This is a genomic window from Vulcanisaeta sp. JCM 14467 (assembly GCF_001316245.1).
Taxonomy (GTDB): domain Archaea; phylum Thermoproteota; class Thermoprotei; order Thermoproteales; family Thermocladiaceae; genus Vulcanisaeta.
The window spans coordinates 172,693-189,619 of sequence record NZ_BBDM01000002.1; the positions used below are offsets into that span (position 1 = coordinate 172,693).

Consider the following 16,927-nt stretch of genomic DNA (forward strand, 5'->3'; position numbering starts at 1 on the left):
ACTATTTAATGTAGGAATTAGATTATTATAAAGATTATTGCGTCCACCCAGCCCTATAACCTAGAACTTAACCTCAGCAAATTCCACTTCAAACACTTACGTTTGCGTGTGTTATGAATTCTCGAGACCGTGCATCGCGTGGCTTACGGGATTTACGTTCGTGAATTACGAACGATGTGCCACTCCGTGAATTCTCAATTTCGCTTTCAGGAAGCCCATACCTTTGTTATTAGCAATCGAAGTAGTGGCTGTAATGTGGTGTTATTTTGATTCAGTGCTTACGTACTTTCCACGTTATTTAGTCTTATGACCCACGCCATGGTTAGCTTCCTCAGCCTGGTTTTAACCCTTAGACATGCCGATTATTGGCTTAGCGCCACTGAACCAGCGCACAACCACACCATCACCAGCTACCTCAACACCACCAGGCCACGACAAACCAAAACCCGAGCCGAAGGGCCCGGAGGAGGAGGAACCGACCACCAAAGGTAATACCTAATGATTAACGTATGCAACACCCACTGTGTAAGCATTCACCTAAAGTACTCCCCAGGCATGCAGGCGTATCAAGCGGTAGTGCTCAATCACCAAGTAATTACACGCCATTTTCCCCATCGGATCAACAAGGTAATCCAGGTTATAAGTACTTTGGTGTGTTTTATGCTTATTATTGGTTTGCCCCATGATCAACAAAATTCGAATGATTTAGGTGTCTATTTCCCTTGTTAATGGGAATATTTATAATCATGCATTGCCTAAGGAACAATATAAATGGGGTTGTGGGTGGTTTGGTTTGGGTTGTACAAGTGCGAATGCAATAATACCAGAACCTCCAACAACATACATAGCAGAAAGTTATAAAAATGCATACCAAACTGCATTTGTTGCTGAAGAACATGAAGCATTGAATAAATATCCATCCTTCTCGCCAGAAAGTTTAGGTCCAGGATTTATTAATGGAACATTTGGATATCAAGAATTCTATAGAAACATAGGAATTGACTATTTATCAGCGGATACACAATATTATCAAGGACAACCATATCTATTTATATCTGCAGGATCTGGGGGAGGAGACGGATTTATGTATTTAGATTGGATTATTGTAACATTTGGAGTTCCATATGAAAAAAACAGTACCCTGAAAAAAATTAGCCACCATTATAGAAAGTATTAACATTTGTAAGTGAAAGGTTATTGCCATAAGACAATACATTAGTACTACCTAAAAATCCATATGGTATTAATGTACCGTTATTTGTTTCTATTATATATCTTCCAATAAAGTCTGCATATTGTGGTGAATAATGTTGTAAATCCATAGTTTCCAATACTAATTTCAATACTTGTGGGTTATGATATTGTAAATAATTTGCTCCATAAGCGCTTACAACCATTGCTTTATAATTTCCTGTACCTACTGCTGTCATAAATTTATCTAAATAATTTTGTGGTACAACAAAATCAGTATAACTTTCTGGATCTAATTTATTTAATAATATTGTATTATTATTAGCTACTGGTAATACAACTCCATTTGGGTTATATATTACTATGACCTGGTCCAGTGGTTCATAGCTCGAATGTTGTGGTACAACATTTTGATTGAATTGTAGAGGAACATTTAATGCCTGTGTGAAGTCCTGCCTCATTTCTAAATTAAATGTTCCTAAATCATGTAAATTACCGTGTGGTCCCACGTAGTATAGTGTTCCTTGGTTGTTGCCGTTGTAAAGAATGAATGCGTAGTTTGAGTTGAGTCTCATGTATTGGGTGGTGGGTTGTGGGTGTAGCCAGAGGTAAAGCCCAACCGCAAGCGCAACAACCACAACGGCAGCAACAACAAAACCACGACCCATCAACCTAATACAGCGGTTCCCACTTTAAAGGATTACCACCACATGAGTTTGATGCTGGGTCTCGGGCGTTGAATGCAACACCCGTTGGCAAATCAACCACGTACCTCATTACCCTGCTCAGCATTACTTCCCTCTCACCAGTCTCATCACCGCATGCGTACCTAACCTTGACTGTTTTCGGCCCTCACTCATTATGATGTAGGTCATGCGGTACCTCGCTTGAGTAGGTCGCCGCTCAGTGCCCTTACCTGCCTAGTGACCTTAACGTCCATGTGAGTGCAGGCCTCGGTACTCCTCCTTAAAACCTCATCTCATCTTGAGGCATGAGCAGTGCCTTATTAATCAAGTTGGGGATTCAGTATTGATATGTCCAAAGCTCTTGATGGGCTTGGCGGGTTCGGCATAGGACTATTGAGGAGGAATAGGTTCTGCATGGGCGTGAAGAGGAGCAAGTACTTACTCGTCAGAATACCAATGTACATTATCAAAAATACGAAGATGCTAAGAGGAATGTCATTGAGGTGTTGTGTAGGAAGTATAAAAAGCGAGGGATGATAAGAAAAAAGAGGAAATGGCTAAAGCCATAAGGCGTTTGGCACCTACAGGGGGCGGCCGCGGTACTGGGACAGAATTGTTTTTAAAGGGGTTGCCAACCCATGGCTTGATGGTTGAGGTTGTCGTTAAGGAGCTTCCGGAGAGGCCTAGGCCTGGTGAGAAGGTTCAGCTGCCTAATGGTGAGTTTGTTAGGGTTAGGCATGTGGGAGTTCCATGGCTATTACCGCCCAAGAAGGTCTGTAATGACCCTGAGTGCCCATGGCATGGGCACTTGAGTGTCAGGGGTCAGGTGTTCACGGTAACTGTTGAGAGTGTTCATGGTAGGACTGCCACCGTTATTCATGAGTGGCTTCACTACGACCCTAAGTATAAGAGGTATGATAGGAGGAGGAAGAAGATGCATGTTAGGGTTCCACCGTGCATTGATGTTAAGCCTGGCGATATAGTGTATATTAGTGAGACGAGACCCTTGGCTAAGACCATTAGGCATGTGGTTATTGGTAGGAGGGAGGATGTTACTGAGGTTAAGTCCCAGGTTCTTAGGGCTGAACAAACACAATAATCTTTATAATAATCCAATTCCTAATACCCTCAATGCTATTCGATGCGCATACTCATTTGCACGAGTTCTTAGATAGTAGGATTGCTGAGTTCACTAAGGAAATAATCATGGCAGCAGTCTCCGATGACTATCCATCATCTAAGAGGACTATCGACCTTGCGGATAATTATGAGAGTATCATACCCTGCGTAGGCATTCATCCCTGGAATGTGGATAAGGTCAACCTTGATGAACTTAGGCAGGTGGAGAAGTTGTTGTCTGAGGCCAGGTGCATTGGTGAGGTTGGTCTTGATAGGAGGTTTGTACCGCAGACCTTCAATAGGCAGGTTGAGTTCTTTCAAACATTCGTAAACTGGGCGAGGGACTATGACTTACCACTCAATATTCACGCACCGGATGCCTGGAGAGATGTCCTTGAGATTGTTAGGAGAGCTGATGTCGATAGGGTACTATTTCATTGGTACACGGGCCCACTTAACCTGATCCAGGAGTTTAGGGATTATGGCTACTACATATCGATTAATGCCGCGATTAAGATTCAGGAGAAGTCGAGGGCTGTGGCTAGGGAGGCGCCGCTGGGCATGATACTTCTGGAGAGTGATGGTCCGTATGAGTATAGGGGAGTAACGCTTGAGCCTCCGATGGTTAGGGAGGCTGCGAATATTGTGGCTGAGATAAAGGGTGTTAGTGTTGAGGACTTGTGGGATACTGTTGGCAATAACTTCTCTAGGCTTTTCAACCTGTAGTACTTAACCTATTTATATATTGATACCCTATGTTCATAGCTACGTACGTGCAGTATCAATAGTAATAGTTATTAAGACCCCAATTAGTGACTTAACTCCGTATGGCAGAGAAAACAGGCCCATTCCAGAAGGTGGTTGTTGACCAGGACATCTGCATCGGTTGTGGTGCTTGCGTGAGCGTGTGCCCATATCAGGCGTTGGAGCTTGATGAGAATGGTAAGGCTAGGTTAATATGGGACCAGTGCAAGGACGACTTCAGCTGCGTACCAGTATGCCCAGTGAACTGCATATGGAAGACGAGCGAGGCACCAGACTCAGCCAAGGGCAAGGCCAACTGGTACAGATTCAGCAAACCACTAAGCGATGCTGAAAAGAAGGAATTCGAAGACTGGAAGGCTAAGTATAAGATCGCCTGGGCACCTGCGTAAGGCATTGCCTTTTGTTTAATTAAATATTTAAACTGATTGTTTTTTTCCTTGCGATAGAAAGATTAAAACAGACTATTTCTAAGCCTGACTTAATGATAATGGATAAACTGGATAAAGAGATATTGAGGGAGATCCAGAAAGACGGTAGGTTGCAATTGAGTAAGTTGGCTGAGATCCTCAATCGACCAAGGACGACGGTGGCAACCAGGTTGGCTAGGCTTGAGGGTGATAAGGTAATAACATCGTATAGGGCTGTCATAGACCCGCTTAAGGTTGGCTTCTCACTTCTGGCGTTCGTACTTATTAGCGTCAGGAGGAGCGCGCCAAGCGGTGGTAAGTCAGCCCAGGTAATCCTCGTCGAGAAAATACTAAAGGATAGCGATACTGACCCTAGGCTTCCCTGGATTGAGGAGGCATACGTAATAACCGGTCATTACGATCTTCTACTTAAGGTTTGGGCCAAGGACCTTAGGCAATTGAGTTACTTCCTAATTAATTACCTGCCAACACACCCAGACATTGCCCAGACGGAGACCATGCTAGTGCTCGAATTAGTATCCGATTGGAGGGATAGGTTACTACCAATTGACAAGGTCCTACCAGACTAACAATCACTGGGATTCTTAATCGCTCTCACAATATTAATGGCGGTCTCCCTCGGTGATTCACTATTAATTATTGACCTACCAACAATCTCAAAATCAGCCCCACTGGCAATCGCACACCCAGGCTTACCACCCTGAGCACCAACACCCGGCGACAATAATTGGTACTTACCACCAACTACTGACCTAACCTGCCTTATTATACTTGGTTTCGTCGCGGGAACCACGAACCCACTAACGCCAAGATCCATGCCAAGCAATATGTTATAATCAAGCTTTTATCGTACAACTCACCACCCGAGCTCATGGAAATTAGCAAATACACATCAACGCCAAGCTCTCGTGCAATGTTTACGGGAGTAACCAGGTTTTCCCCGCCAGTCACGGCATGCATTATTACTCCGTTAATACCCAACTCATGGGCCTTCTTAATCACATACTCATTGATATGCGAAACATCGCCAAGCTTGAAGTCGGCCAGGAAATACTTATTCACACTCCTTATCAATTCCTTAATACCCTGGGGGCCAATATTCAATAATTGATACCAACCAATCTTAACAGCATCAACTAAATCACTAATACTACTCAGGAAAGTTACCGACCTCTTAACGTCCCACTCAACGTCAAATGCCAGGATAAGCCCGGTGCTTTTTCGTATCATTATTGATGCAGTTATAGTGGTGATTTATTTTAAAATTATCGCTAAAATAACGCATAACCCTATCACTCATCATTAGTTATTTATAAGCCCTCCTGAGAGTAACTAGTGAATGCTTGATAGGTGCTGCATTGAAGTTGGGATTACAACGAGCGGCGCATCTGTCGGCTTAGTACCGATTCAATTCTATAAGAAGGCTGAAAACCTTGCCCTTGAGGAGCAATTAGTCATAATTCATGACCCCTCGCTTGAGGATGAGTTGCTGCTTGGCGTTGTTAGGAATGTCACGAAGCTCGAGCCCCTCATTAGGGATAGGGTTAGGTCACCCTTTGTGGATAGGCCCGAGGTCCTTGACCAGACGATACTCATGCCCTTCACCTCAGCCGTGGTCAGGCTCTACGCAGCCCTAAAGCCCAGCACTAAATCAGTGCTCGAGGTTAGGCACGTGCCAACACCAGGCTCCAAGGTCTTTGTGATCAGGGATGGCAAGTTCCTCAATGATTACGTTAAGTCAAACCTGCCAATACACGTTGGTAGTCATAAGTACAGTGGTTGGCCCATTAGCCTAGATGCGAGCTTCGTTAACCAGCACGTTGGTGTCTTTGGGGCTACTGGCGTTGGTAAGTCGAGGCTTGTTAAGGCCTTAATTGAGGAGTTGATTAGGGTTGGGAAGCACGTAGTCGTCTTTGACCACAGCGGCGTGGATTATGCGCCGCACTTCAGGGATAGGGTCATAACATCTAAGGAGATCTCAATATCACCACCCACAATAGCCTCTGTAATCGCCGAGAAGGCAAGGCTTAATTGGCAGACCTTCGGTGAGTACCTGGAGGTTGCGGTAATAACGTACGTCACGGGCGATAAGAAGGTAAGGAGACAACAATCATCCCAACTAATCGATACGCAGCCAGGTTCCCAAGGTAGCCAAGCCATTAAGTGGGATAAGGCATTGTTTACTAAACACCTTGTGGATAGCATGAGGGGGTTAGGTGCCAGGGACTCGACGGTTGAGAAGGCTAGGCTTTTCATTGACTACTTCATAGAGGGTGAATTCTTCGAGGAACTCAATAAGAGAACCTTATCGCCAATGGATATCGTGAATAGGGCGTTGAAGTCGAACTTAATAGTCATTGACTTAAGCCTAGACCCAGAGCTCGTGGTTAAGCAAGCAATAGTTGCCGACACTATAGACGCGGCTTGGAAGCTCGTTAAGGCCAGTAAGTCACCGCTGGACCTGGTCTTCGTGATTGATGAGGCTCAGAACTACGTGCCGGAGAATGAGTGGACGATATGCGGAGACGTCATTGAGACCACGGCTAGGGAGGGTCGTAAGTGGGGCTTGTCCTTAATCGTGGCTAGTCAGAGGATTGCCAGGGATGTTAGGGCTAACGTCAGGGCTAACCTGGGTACGGTATTCTTCAGCAGGTTGAGCGCCCAGGGTGACCTCAGGGAGATAGCGGCATACATGGACCTCGCCGACGTTAGTGAGGCCACGCTGGCCCAGTTGGGTACTAGGGAGTTCTTCGTGGCTGGTCTTATGAATCCGCTTAGGAAGCCAATACTCATCAGGGTTAGGGACGCCTAACAATCAATCCCACGCCTACGTAACTCCTCAACAACCTTAATACCGAGCCTGGCAACATCCCTATACTCCCTATTGCTGATTATCCTACGGATTACGTTAATATCCACAACACCGTATTGATGAACCACGACATTCCTAAACCTAACAATAGACCTATACCTACCAAACTCCTCACTACTCAATATGCCCATACTCATTACTTATTACCAGCATCCACGTAACCCTCAACCTCGAGACCCAGGGCCGAGGCCGCCCTAGCCATAATGTCGATCAATGACTGGGCCTGAACCTGGAGTAAATATACGGCAGATAGATATTTATACACATCATCCAGATCATTGACGTTTAAGTTATCCAGCAGTGCCGTATAGTGGAGGAGGAGCTTGAGCAATCGCTCTATCGCTCCCATCTCCCAATCACCGCATTTATCTGCGTCCTTAGTAGGTCAAGCTTCTCAGCATCAATCATGAAGTCGAAGCAGGGCTTTAGGATCCTCAACTTAATGTCTAGGTACTCGTCTAGGTCCCTGTAATAGATGACCTTACCCTTGCCAAGTGCGTCGATTATTAATGAGCAGGGTAGGTACTCATAATTATTAAGTAGTACGAGGTCTATGTACTCCTCACGAACGTGGAGAAACCTGGACAGGGCGTATTGGAGGTCAACATACTTATCAGCGTCAGTTAACCAAACGGCTATATCCCAATCACCCTTAACAACCCTACCCCAGGCCCTTGAGCCGAAGAGTATTGCGAAGATGATGCCGTAGTCCTTCCAGGGAAACGCCCTTAATTCATTAATGTCTATATCCATGATTGTAAATTTATCCCTGATAACCCTTATTTATACTTATTACTGCATAGCCTAATTGAATATTAGTGTTATTCCAAATACACGTCGGCGGTGGGTTTGGTACTCTCGACCCGACCCACATTGAATTAACTAAGTTAACCGTTGTCATTTGATGCGTCGTCGAATTGTAGCAGTAGTATGCCGTAATATTATATGGCTGGGCTGATGAGTAGAGTAATATGGTCGTGCTTGTGGTCCTCGTTATTGGGCCTATGCTCGCCATGACTGTGATGTTCGCCATTAACTCTATAACGTTGGACCCCCTCTCCTGGTATGGATACAACGTTATATTGTAGTTGATAGCTAATCCCTGGGTTGAAAATGATGATGTGGGTAGCATCAGCGTGAAGCTGAATGTCCCAACTACGTTATTGAAGGAGGCTATGGATATGGCAGTCTCAAACTCATGCTTAAGCGCTGAAGATACTAGGGAGCGCACGTAGTTTGCCGTGTTGAGTAGGTTCATTGATGTGTAGTAATCCATATACCAAGTGAAGGCTATCACCAGGCTAATAGGGCCACGGTCATTATTATGAAGGCTAGGATGTCCATGCCCATCACCCAAAGCCAACACCGATTTGGATAATGACTATGTAGACAGTATTACCAACGACAGTGACAGGGTAAGTGGGCTTTCTTAATACGATGCCATTACCGAGGTAGCAAGTCTCATTAACCTCTAATTCACCATTTGATTTACCGTTGAAAACAATGGATTGGGTACTAATGTTCATTATATTAATCACTAACTTGCTCCTTCCCTGGGAACTAATTGAGGTGAGCAATGGGATGTAGACATAACCAACACCATCAGCCCAGTGCCGTTCACTACCATGACCCTAGGTACCATTACCAAGTAGGTGCCGTAATAATTACCGTCGAGCTCGCCATAACCGAGTTGTAGAATGGCCATTGAGGTACCCATTAAGACATTTTTTTCCGTAACTGACAATTAAGGAGAGGTCATTAGGCGAGGATGTGGGTGTCCCATTGAGCGCCGAGCCTCTCCACACGATTTGAGGCCCTAGCGGTAGTGAGAAGTAGTTCGGCGGTACACCATATATTAATTCACCCGATGTCTCGGTAATCTTTAATTCGCCCGGTATCATGATTGTTATGTTACATTGGGCATTCGTTGAGTCGACGAAGTTGTATATGCCGTAGTTCGTGTTGGGTAGTTTGTACGTGAGTACGGCGCCTGGCGTGAACATGAATGCATCTATGTCATCAGCAACATTGGTGAGGAAAGAAGCCACGTACTGAATAGATGATTGAGCTGCCTCATTACTGAACTGAATCATTGAGAATGTGAGAAAAACGGCGCTAAGTATTAGGATGGTTACAATTAGAATAACAGTACTTAATATATCGCTCTGTCCGAACATCCAACGTGACTTAGTAGGTCCTGTTATGCACCTCATTCAATCACCCATAATACACATATATGTATATCGGGAGTATTTCAATTTTTCCATTAATGACAACCCCACTACTAAGTAACTCATTACCGACACCACAGGTGTAGTTTATGACGTAGGTCCCAGGACTATAGTAATTGTAATTAATTGAGTATGGGTATGTCACGTTAAACACAAGCAAGTTACTTAAGCTAGACTTAAACTTCGTAATAAATAAGGGAACCAACAACTCATACTGACCATTGTCTAACGTAAACACGGCAACCCTTGGGTAAAGCGCCAGAAACTCACCATAGTAAGTCCCCGATGCATTAACTGCACCATATAGTACCACGTTAAATAAGCTGCTTGACTCATTCACTACGACCAGGTTGCTATTGCCTAGGAGTACGTTAATGTACCCACTGGGCATTGATCCGTAACTCGGCGGTATGCCAAATACGACACTACCACTGCTGTAGATTACCGCCCCATTAATGGACAGGCTACAGAATGAGGGTATCACACCGTATGTGCCGTAATTCGTCATGAACACTGGGTAACTAAGCACGCTAGCCGGCGCTGGATTGACCAATGCCGTGTTGAGGTCTGTGGCTATATTCTCGAATAGGGTCTCGACTTGGGAAATGGATACGCTTGCTGATGCCTTACTAAAGTTTATTCCGGCAACTACGTAGAAGATAAATGCTAGCGCAATAACCACACCCATTATTATGACCACACCAACAACCTCACTTAAGCCCCTGGACATACCCATCACCCACTAGTCACACTCATTAAGCCTAAATAAACGAGATAGTAAGTACCGTTTGGTAATTGTATAACGCATATGCCGATGCCGTTGGCGCTAAACCACTTATGGGAAATCTCTCCCTGTATTGCGGTGGTACTACGTTGTACTTATCGATTAGTTCGAAGTTGTATGATGTGACTATGGGCATGTAGTATGTCGTGGTTGGTGTTGGCGTTACCCATAGGTCGTAGATTATGGTCGTTGCATTATATACGTAGATATAGCCATTAATCGGGTTGGGATTAGAGGATGTGCTCTGCTCTAGTAGTAAGTTACCCGGGGATAGAACTAGGTCAATACCTGTTATGTTGGGGGTTGACATTAATTCACTGCAGTTGAGCCCGTTATACTTAGTTAGGTTGTAGAAGGTTGAGTTGGAGCTGCTGCTCATTGCCACTAGATCGTAGATAGTCGCGTTAATGTTTATTCCACACTTTGCTGGGTTAAACGATAATGACAGTGTGAGTAGGTACACATAGTAGTAACTGGGCAGTGTCGTGCTATTTACGGCATTACCATCAATACTTAATATTAGGCGCTCATGATTACTTCCGAAGGCTTCAGTTACGTAGATATTACCGACATCTATTGGGAATGTAGCACCCGCAATGGATCCAGTGTAATTGTTTATGCATGTACCATTAACGAAACATACACTCAATTCCACATTCACGTCACTAAAGCCCAGCGTAAATGTTGTACCAGGTATTGACGTTAATACCTGACCAATTAAGTAGGCATTAACTCCACCCATATTATCACCGATACTCACCGGTAGGGTACAACTAGACGTAGTTGGGGCATTCAGGCCCTGTCCAGACGCGGTTCCACCGCTCGTCTTTATCTCAACTAGGTAATCACTGCCGCTATACATGCCATTACTGGCGGAGTAGCATTGGTACTGGCCCAGTAATTGTTGTGTATAGTAATTCATGAATTGGGGCTCATTATTATATGGCGCGTCTAGTGTGGAGTACATGAAGTTATTAATGCCACCAATCGGGTAACAGTATGGGTACTGGCAATATGTGTTTTTCATCACGTTGAATGGCGTACTGCCATTGGACACTAGCATATAGATTTTGCCAGTAGCATTAATCCAAACAACCGCAACACCAGTACGTGGGTCGAAGTACTCAAGCCACCAACTGAGCATCCTGACACTGCCGCTCTCGATGCACTGGGTTATGTTGGTCTCGAGTGGGTTTGTGCATTGTATGAAGGCTACATTCGAGAGTGGGAGGGTGGTATTTATTTGATAATCATTGCCGAGTATTAGGTTTAGTGTGTAGACGTTTATTGATAGCATTGACGTGTTAGTACTCGTAAGCGGTACTGGCATGCCAATGGGTGGTGCGTAGTAAATGCTCGGTATCACACGCATCGGTATTAGGGCATAATTACCGCCACGCAATACTGAGGTCACAATAACCACCTTATCATAGGGAACCACTGCAATGTACCAATCATACTGCGGGCCTATTATAGTGTCAAGCAGTGACTGCAGGTCACTCCAATCATTATGCTGCACATAGTATGTGAACTGCGGATTATTAATGGCCGTAAGTAATGTGTCATATGTATACCACTCCATGCTTGTCTGAACTTGGCTCCTCAGTGTGGTTGTTGGTGAATGGAAGATTACCGGCAATAGGGCTGCCAGGACGAGCACAATTATTGTCGCCGCAATGGCCTCAAGAATCCTAGCCTGTCCGTGAATGGATCTAACGTGTAGGTTGGGCATGATTATCACCCTTGACATGATGGTAGGTCTTGAGGTGGATATTGAGAGGGATAATAATAGTAGTAAGGATAACAATGGTAGTAATAGTATTGTAATTGAGTATAGTTGTAGTACTGTAGTTGCCCATTTTTGTATATATAGTATAGGTTGTAATTCCTGTAAGAGTTATAGTTACAATTAAGTATTGTGTTGTAGACATACGTGTAGGGTAGTGTCTGATTGGGGAAGTGCTCATACTCCGTGACCCAATTATAAAATACATATGGGTATGGACATATAGCAGTATTGCCAAAACCTGTTATGGATGCTTGTGACTGTGGAATGACTTGACTAATCACAGTGTAGCCTGTGGCTAGGTTGTACAGTGTTTCGTTGAAGGTGAATATTGAGAATGTATGAGATGGGAATGTGTTGCTTACCTTGAGAATATTCAATAATTGTATCGGCTTTACTAAGCCCAACACTACATAATCATAGCCGTTGATTATATTCGTTACGTATAAGCGTGTTTGAGCCGTATATGGAGAGTAGGGTTGGTATACCGAGGTTTATGAAGTACGTATTAACCAGTAGCTCACCATTTGACTCATTATATATGTAGGTCATGTACGGTATTAATGACGTGGCGGAGTACCCGTGCTGTATTAGGGAGTTCTGCGGCTGAGCCCATGGGTTTAGTACGAGTACTACGTTGCTGTAGTTCACGAGGATTAGGTACTGCGTTGTTGGGTATCCCGTGGGTGGCCAGGGCATTTGTACGTTGAATACCACTGCGTTGCTTGTTATGTTGCACACGGTGTAGTTTAGGCTAAAGCTTGTTGCGCCTAGTGTGGGTGTTACGGCTAGCCCACTTAGTGTTGTTCCGAGGGCTGGTTGGTTGTTTATGGATACCTCGATTGGTATGTTCGTAGGTAGTTGGTAGCTGTTGAAGTACTTTATTGACGCGTTTATTACTGCGGCATTACTGAGCAGTAGTGCTACCCAGGAGCCAATATATACCTTATTACTTTGGTTATAGCCACTCAGCATGTATGCGTTATTGCCAAATATTGTATTTAGTATTTTATGGAAGTTAGGTAAATAAACGGTAGAGCTATAAGGTAATTTGTTTACATTTATAGATTTACCGTTGTAATAAACATTGATGTTAGATGAGCTAGTTATGGGTTTACCATTAACATAGATATACATTGTGGCAGTTCCAATAATCCCGGTATTGCTATCGCTGTTATCAAATAGATTGAATGAGGTAGGTGGTGTTACTACAATTGTTATGTTTATAGTCGTAGGACCAGTATTGGAACTGTATTTTGAGCTTGATGGCACGACATAAACCGTGTATCCATTATTGCCTGTGCCGCTGGTTGGTGGTGTTGGTGTTAGGAAGTTTATGCCCACGAGGTAGTTGTTTGGTGATTGGGTTACGTTGAAGGTTGCGGATATTGCGAAGCCGCTTTGCCCCATTAACTCATCGACTGGGTACGTAAATACAAGTGAGTACGGCCCTGAGGAGGCCACCCAACCGGTGCCATTCAGCCACTTCTCGTAATTATTCTTATATGCCCTATAGTAAGGTGCCCATAGGTTGTTGGCTTTTCCCGTGGAGTATATGCCTGGGCCTGTGCATGTGTAGGTGTTGTTTGTGAAGTTGAATACGCACTGCAGCGTTGTTGTGTATGTCATGTAGTTTGGGCTTATGTTGCAGGTGCCGCTTGGTGCTATTGCTGCTGTTAGGTTTATGGAGGAGTCTAGTGTTAGGTGTTGTATTCCTAGGCTTGGTAGGTCGTAGGTTTGGTTGGCGCCTACGTATATTAATGATATGTTACCGCCTGAGTAGATATACCTTATACCTGGCACGCTGAGGGCTCCGTAGAACCCGGTCACGATCGTCACGTGAGGGTTGAGACTACTCTCGGGCACCACAAGCCCTGTTGGTGTGTATAGGCTTTCAATCATTAGCTTTAGTTGAGTGTCGATTACGTTGGATAGTGAGTAGGGTACTGGCATTGAGGTTAATGCATGCAGGTATAGGGTGACCCCCTCGTTCATTAGGAATTGGCTGTAGTTAATGGCGTAGTTGGCCACTACGGTGTTCATAACCTGTATCAATTGTTCAACGATTACCTGTGGGTCGTACTTAAGGGCGTAGTAGATGCTCCTCTGGTAGATGTAGGCTGGTGTCATTGTGAATTCCCTGTATATAAAGGCTATCACGAGTACGAGGAGGACGAGGAGTACCGCAATGATTAGTAGTCCCTGACCCCTTTTACCGAGACCTGCCATGCCTCATCACCTCATTGGGCCGAATTGGTTACCGCCATAGTACAGGTATAGCGTTGCGTAGTAGCTGAGTCGCCTATATAGACGAGTGCCGTTGCCGTACCCACCGGGACATCCTTAATAGATTCACCAAACACTATTGGCCTATTATTCATTAGGTAGTCTGGGTATAGGCCGTAGGGCACAATCAAGGTCTGGGCGAGGGGCACACTCCCAGCCTGCCCCTGTGAGTTCCTAACAACATTTATGATAATGAGCATTGGCGTACTTGGTAGGTTCCAGTAGCAGCGGCGTAGTTACTAGCCCCGAGCCTGTAGGTAGGTGCATGGTACGGGGTATGAGTGGGCGCCCCTGCCTGGGTTGAGGGTGAAGTTAATACTCTCGAATGTGTAGCCGTAGATACTCTTGTACACGGCAATAATCCTGAGGCCAAGGGCCGTGGAGCCTGGGTTGGGCGCAATACTAGTGCCAAGTAGGCAGTTGGTGAATAGGTGTGGGTCCGTGAAGACTATTGAGTTGTAACCTCTCTCGTTTATGAATGGTATTACGCCAACAAGTAGTAGTGGTGTTGTGACGTTTGGGTATTGGTAGTAGGCGTAGTCCGCAAGCCCGCCAATACTAGCCCTGATTATTATAAAGTAGGAATTATCCTGGTCGAAAGCGATTGGTAGGGTTAGGACGGCGACACCGCTTGAGTTCGTGTAGCCAACTTCACTACCCTCTATCAGGAGTGGGCTTGTGGATATGACGCTAAATGAGTTGGCTGGCGGTAGTTGGGTGCCGGGTTGTGCAGGGGTACATGGGGTTAGTATGCCGTACTGGCAGGCCAGGTCGTTACTGCCCTGGTCAACCATGTAGTACTGCACCGAGACCTCTGCACCACCCACTGGGGTGCCATCCCTATAATTCGTGACCCTCACAACCAGGTTAAAGCCCTGTAGGCTTGCCGTTATGTTTAATACTGGGGTTATCACGAGTGTGAACTCGTAGTCCCTACCGAGGCCGAGTAATTGCTTGACTAGGGTGTAGTTAAGCATCCAAGGTGTGTAGGAACTGGGTATGAATAGCCAGGAGCCGGTTAGAGAGACCTGGCTAATCCCGTACTGGGTTAGGAATTGTTGGAAGCCAACGCCGTTGATTTGACTCGTGGTGCACACGCCAACTGGTGTTGGGCCGAGCCCGCTTGCGTAGTCCCAGTAGGTGAGGGCCATGACCTTGAATGGGTCTAGGTGGTATGGTTGGTTTGGTAATGCTAGGCCGAAGGCTGATAACTGGCTCACGTTTAGGCCCCAGTCTGGCGGGTTTCCTGGGTTTGAGACTATGTATTGAAGCAATGACTGGGCCATGGCGTTTAGTTGGAAGATATTGACTTCGGAGCCAGCCGAGTATGAGTAATTTGGTGCAAGGGCTACGAATATGATTATTGCTATTATGATAACCGGCATTATCAGGGCCACCTCAACCGCGCTGGTCTGTCCCCTGGCCCTTGATTTAGAATTGAGCATTAATAGTAAAATTGAATGTTAAGTTTTTTAAATTTAGCTGAGCGTAGGCATATGCAATTTATTCATGCCTATCGCCATTCTGGTGGTTTAAACGATACTAAACGCTTTAATAGGGGTTTAGTTATCGTCAGTTGATATGGCTAGGCAGCCTTACGTGTTTGAGGAGGTTGAGGTTCCGGAGGGTGTTAAGGTTGATGTTAGTGGTAGTAGGGTCGTTGTTAAGGGCCCATTGGGTACTCTCGAGAGGGATTTCGGCAATATACCAGTCATTATAAGGCAGTCCAATGGTTCAATAATCGTCGAGACGTACTTCGCGGGTAGGAGTGAGAGGGCTGTTGTTGGGACTGTGGCTGGCCACATTAGGAATATGATTCTTGGTGTCACAAAGGGTTGGAGGTATAAGTTGAAGATTGTGTTTTCCCACTTCCCAATGAATGCCAAGGTTCAGGGTAATCAATTGGTTATTGAGAATTTCATGGGTAGGAGGTCTAAGATAACGCTTAACATACCCAAGGGCGTTAAGGTCTCGACAACAAAGGATGACATTGTTGTTGAGGGCATTGATAAGGAGGTTGTTAGTCAATTTGCGGCCAATATTGAGTTAGCCACTACGTTGAGGGGTGATGAGAGGATTAGCCCGCATGGTCGTGAGGGTGGTCCTGGCGTCCTTGATGGTATTTACGTGTATGCCGTTGAACACATGAAGTAATTACTCAAGATATATGCCTGACTTCTCGAGTCTCCTCTCTATTGAATCCCTATCATCCGTGTAATAATTGATTGCTCTCCTCAGGTACTCCTTATTAATGCTTAACCTACTCTCTGGATCCGCGAGTATTTCGGCAATTCTCGATAGGAATTCATCACCCTCCTCACTGGCCTCCCTGGCTTCAAGACCAATAAATCCTCAAGTCTTATGCTCCTTATTTCAATTCCATTAACCCTAACCTTTACTGCATTCTTTATCATTTCCTCGGGTATGTATATGTCAAGTATATTTTCCATAAGGTCAACCCTAATTACCTGGGCGTTGATGAGTATTTCGTAGTACATCATGCCGTTCATGTCCATGCCCACGTCCCAATCATTCTCCCTGGCAATCTCCTCGAATAGGTCCGGCTCTGTTATTGTTGATTTATTTGTTATGAATATGTCTATGTCGTGCACGTTCCAATCAATGCCATAAAGCAGGGGTAGCACCGCACTACCGATTAAAATGAATTCAACACCCCTCTTACTTAATTCGGAGCCGACCTTCACCAATGCCTTCCTTATTAAATCCAGGGTCTCTCTGGATTGGTTATTACCCATGCGTAGGATTTAAATTACCATTT

General features: G+C 45.0%; 24 protein-coding genes and 1 pseudogene. 8 read left to right on the forward strand and 17 right to left on the reverse strand.

What is annotated here, in order from left to right; translation table 11 throughout:
• Positions 1-342: 342 nt before the first annotated feature.
• A complete protein-coding gene (locus JCM14467_RS15285) occupies positions 343-483 on the reverse strand; it encodes a hypothetical protein (RefSeq protein WP_252900533.1) in 141 nt (46 codons plus the stop codon).
• A gap of 226 nt (positions 484-709) precedes the next feature.
• On the opposite strand from JCM14467_RS15285, the gene JCM14467_RS15290 reads away from it, so the two are divergent.
• Positions 710-1,177 (forward strand): hypothetical protein, encoded by a 468-nt coding sequence (locus JCM14467_RS15290; protein WP_252900534.1) that lies wholly within the window; start codon positions 710-712, stop codon positions 1,175-1,177.
• Here JCM14467_RS15290 and JCM14467_RS03000 read toward each other — a convergent pair.
• Positions 1,152-1,859: a hypothetical protein gene (locus tag JCM14467_RS03000; protein ID WP_054849098.1), complete on the reverse strand. Its 708-nt coding sequence runs from the start codon at positions 1,857-1,859 to the stop codon at positions 1,152-1,154. The two genes, JCM14467_RS15290 and JCM14467_RS03000, sit on opposite strands and share 26 nt — an antisense overlap.
• A gap of 366 nt (positions 1,860-2,225) precedes the next feature.
• Between JCM14467_RS03000 and JCM14467_RS03005 the strand changes: the two genes are divergently transcribed.
• The 5 genes from JCM14467_RS03005 (at position 2,226) to JCM14467_RS03025 (ending at position 4,758) form a co-directional block, all read left to right on the forward strand.
• On the forward strand, positions 2,226-2,414 hold the full coding sequence (locus JCM14467_RS03005) for a hypothetical protein (RefSeq protein WP_054849099.1): 189 nt from the start codon (positions 2,226-2,228) through the stop codon (positions 2,412-2,414).
• 109 nt (positions 2,415-2,523) lie between these two features.
• On the forward strand, positions 2,524-2,976 hold the full coding sequence (locus JCM14467_RS03010; protein ID WP_252900535.1) for a 30S ribosomal protein S17: 453 nt from the start codon (positions 2,524-2,526) through the stop codon (positions 2,974-2,976).
• A 32-nt stretch (positions 2,977-3,008) separates the two neighbouring features.
• Positions 3,009-3,722: a TatD family hydrolase gene (locus JCM14467_RS03015; protein ID WP_054849100.1), complete on the forward strand. Its 714-nt coding sequence runs from the start codon at positions 3,009-3,011 to the stop codon at positions 3,720-3,722.
• A 101-nt stretch (positions 3,723-3,823) separates the two neighbouring features.
• The gene (locus tag JCM14467_RS03020; protein WP_054849101.1) at positions 3,824-4,150 is read left to right on the forward strand and encodes a 4Fe-4S dicluster domain-containing protein; all 327 of its coding nucleotides are present in this window, start codon (positions 3,824-3,826) and stop codon (positions 4,148-4,150) included.
• A 92-nt stretch (positions 4,151-4,242) separates the two neighbouring features.
• A complete protein-coding gene (locus JCM14467_RS03025) occupies positions 4,243-4,758 on the forward strand; it encodes an Lrp/AsnC family transcriptional regulator (RefSeq protein ID WP_054849102.1) in 516 nt (171 codons plus the stop codon).
• On the opposite strand, the gene JCM14467_RS03030 is transcribed toward JCM14467_RS03025, so the two are convergent.
• Together JCM14467_RS03030 and JCM14467_RS03035 are read right to left on the reverse strand one after the other, a co-directional pair.
• Positions 4,755-4,982, reverse strand: coding sequence for a hypothetical protein (locus JCM14467_RS03030; protein WP_054849103.1), 228 nt, complete (start codon positions 4,980-4,982; stop codon positions 4,755-4,757). The genes JCM14467_RS03025 and JCM14467_RS03030 overlap by 4 nt on opposite strands.
• Entirely contained in the window at positions 4,955-5,419 is a 465-nt protein-coding gene (locus tag JCM14467_RS03035) for an orotidine 5'-phosphate decarboxylase / HUMPS family protein (RefSeq protein WP_054849104.1), read from the reverse strand. The genes JCM14467_RS03030 and JCM14467_RS03035 overlap by 28 nt, the downstream gene beginning before the upstream one ends.
• Before the next feature lie 109 nt (positions 5,420-5,528).
• On the opposite strand from JCM14467_RS03035, the gene JCM14467_RS03040 reads away from it, so the two are divergent.
• The gene (locus JCM14467_RS03040; protein WP_054849105.1) at positions 5,529-7,001 is read left to right on the forward strand and encodes an ATP-binding protein; all 1,473 of its coding nucleotides are present in this window, start codon (positions 5,529-5,531) and stop codon (positions 6,999-7,001) included.
• Here the strand turns inward: JCM14467_RS03040 and JCM14467_RS15295 are convergent.
• The 12 genes from JCM14467_RS15295 to JCM14467_RS03090 form a co-directional block, all read right to left on the reverse strand.
• A complete protein-coding gene (locus tag JCM14467_RS15295; RefSeq protein WP_252900536.1) occupies positions 6,998-7,198 on the reverse strand; it encodes a HepT-like ribonuclease domain-containing protein in 201 nt (66 codons plus the stop codon). The genes JCM14467_RS03040 and JCM14467_RS15295 overlap by 4 nt on opposite strands.
• Complete coding sequence (locus JCM14467_RS15300; protein ID WP_252900537.1) at positions 7,198-7,410, reverse strand: hypothetical protein; 213 nt, start codon at positions 7,408-7,410, stop codon at positions 7,198-7,200. Before JCM14467_RS15300 ends, JCM14467_RS15295 begins: the two co-directional genes overlap by 1 nt.
• Positions 7,398-7,814 (reverse strand): nucleotidyltransferase domain-containing protein, encoded by a 417-nt coding sequence (locus JCM14467_RS03050; RefSeq protein WP_252900538.1) that lies wholly within the window; start codon positions 7,812-7,814, stop codon positions 7,398-7,400. The genes JCM14467_RS15300 and JCM14467_RS03050 overlap by 13 nt, the downstream gene beginning before the upstream one ends.
• 10 nt (positions 7,815-7,824) lie before the next feature.
• Positions 7,825-8,358, reverse strand: a complete 534-nt coding sequence (locus JCM14467_RS03055; RefSeq protein ID WP_252900539.1) for a hypothetical protein — start codon at positions 8,356-8,358, stop codon at positions 7,825-7,827.
• 52 nt (positions 8,359-8,410) lie between these two features.
• Positions 8,411-8,587, reverse strand: coding sequence for a hypothetical protein (locus JCM14467_RS03060; RefSeq protein WP_252900540.1), 177 nt, complete (start codon positions 8,585-8,587; stop codon positions 8,411-8,413).
• A 138-nt stretch (positions 8,588-8,725) separates the two neighbouring features.
• On the reverse strand, positions 8,726-9,274 hold the full coding sequence (locus tag JCM14467_RS15305; RefSeq protein ID WP_252900541.1) for a hypothetical protein: 549 nt from the start codon (positions 9,272-9,274) through the stop codon (positions 8,726-8,728).
• A gap of 4 nt (positions 9,275-9,278) precedes the next feature.
• Positions 9,279-10,022 carry an archaellin/type IV pilin N-terminal domain-containing protein gene (locus tag JCM14467_RS03070; RefSeq protein WP_054849108.1) on the reverse strand — a complete coding sequence of 248 codons (744 nt, stop codon included), beginning with the start codon at positions 10,020-10,022 and terminating at the stop codon, positions 9,279-9,281.
• Positions 10,023-10,053: 31 nt separating this feature from the next.
• Complete coding sequence (locus tag JCM14467_RS03075) at positions 10,054-11,826, reverse strand: hypothetical protein (RefSeq protein ID WP_054849109.1); 1,773 nt, start codon at positions 11,824-11,826, stop codon at positions 10,054-10,056.
• A complete protein-coding gene (locus JCM14467_RS15310; RefSeq protein ID WP_252900542.1) occupies positions 11,814-12,272 on the reverse strand; it encodes a hypothetical protein in 459 nt (152 codons plus the stop codon). Before JCM14467_RS15310 ends, JCM14467_RS03075 begins: the two co-directional genes overlap by 13 nt.
• Before the next feature lie 7 nt (positions 12,273-12,279).
• Positions 12,280-14,091 carry a hypothetical protein gene (locus tag JCM14467_RS03080; protein WP_054849110.1) on the reverse strand — a complete coding sequence of 604 codons (1,812 nt, stop codon included), beginning with the start codon at positions 14,089-14,091 and terminating at the stop codon, positions 12,280-12,282.
• Positions 14,092-14,102: 11 nt separating this feature from the next.
• Positions 14,103-14,348, reverse strand: a complete 246-nt coding sequence (locus JCM14467_RS03085; RefSeq protein ID WP_054849111.1) for a hypothetical protein — start codon at positions 14,346-14,348, stop codon at positions 14,103-14,105.
• Positions 14,349-14,387: 39 nt separating this feature from the next.
• Positions 14,388-15,593 carry a hypothetical protein gene (locus tag JCM14467_RS03090; protein WP_054849112.1) on the reverse strand — a complete coding sequence of 402 codons (1,206 nt, stop codon included), beginning with the start codon at positions 15,591-15,593 and terminating at the stop codon, positions 14,388-14,390.
• Between the two features lie 136 nt (positions 15,594-15,729).
• On the opposite strand from JCM14467_RS03090, the gene JCM14467_RS03095 reads away from it, so the two are divergent.
• The gene (locus tag JCM14467_RS03095) at positions 15,730-16,302 is read left to right on the forward strand and encodes a 50S ribosomal protein L6 (RefSeq protein WP_054849113.1); all 573 of its coding nucleotides are present in this window, start codon (positions 15,730-15,732) and stop codon (positions 16,300-16,302) included.
• On the opposite strand, the pseudogene JCM14467_RS03100 reads toward JCM14467_RS03095, so the two are convergent.
• Positions 16,303-16,904: pseudogene (locus tag JCM14467_RS03100) on the reverse strand (nucleotidyltransferase). It lies immediately after the preceding gene.
• Positions 16,905-16,927 lie beyond the last annotated feature (23 nt).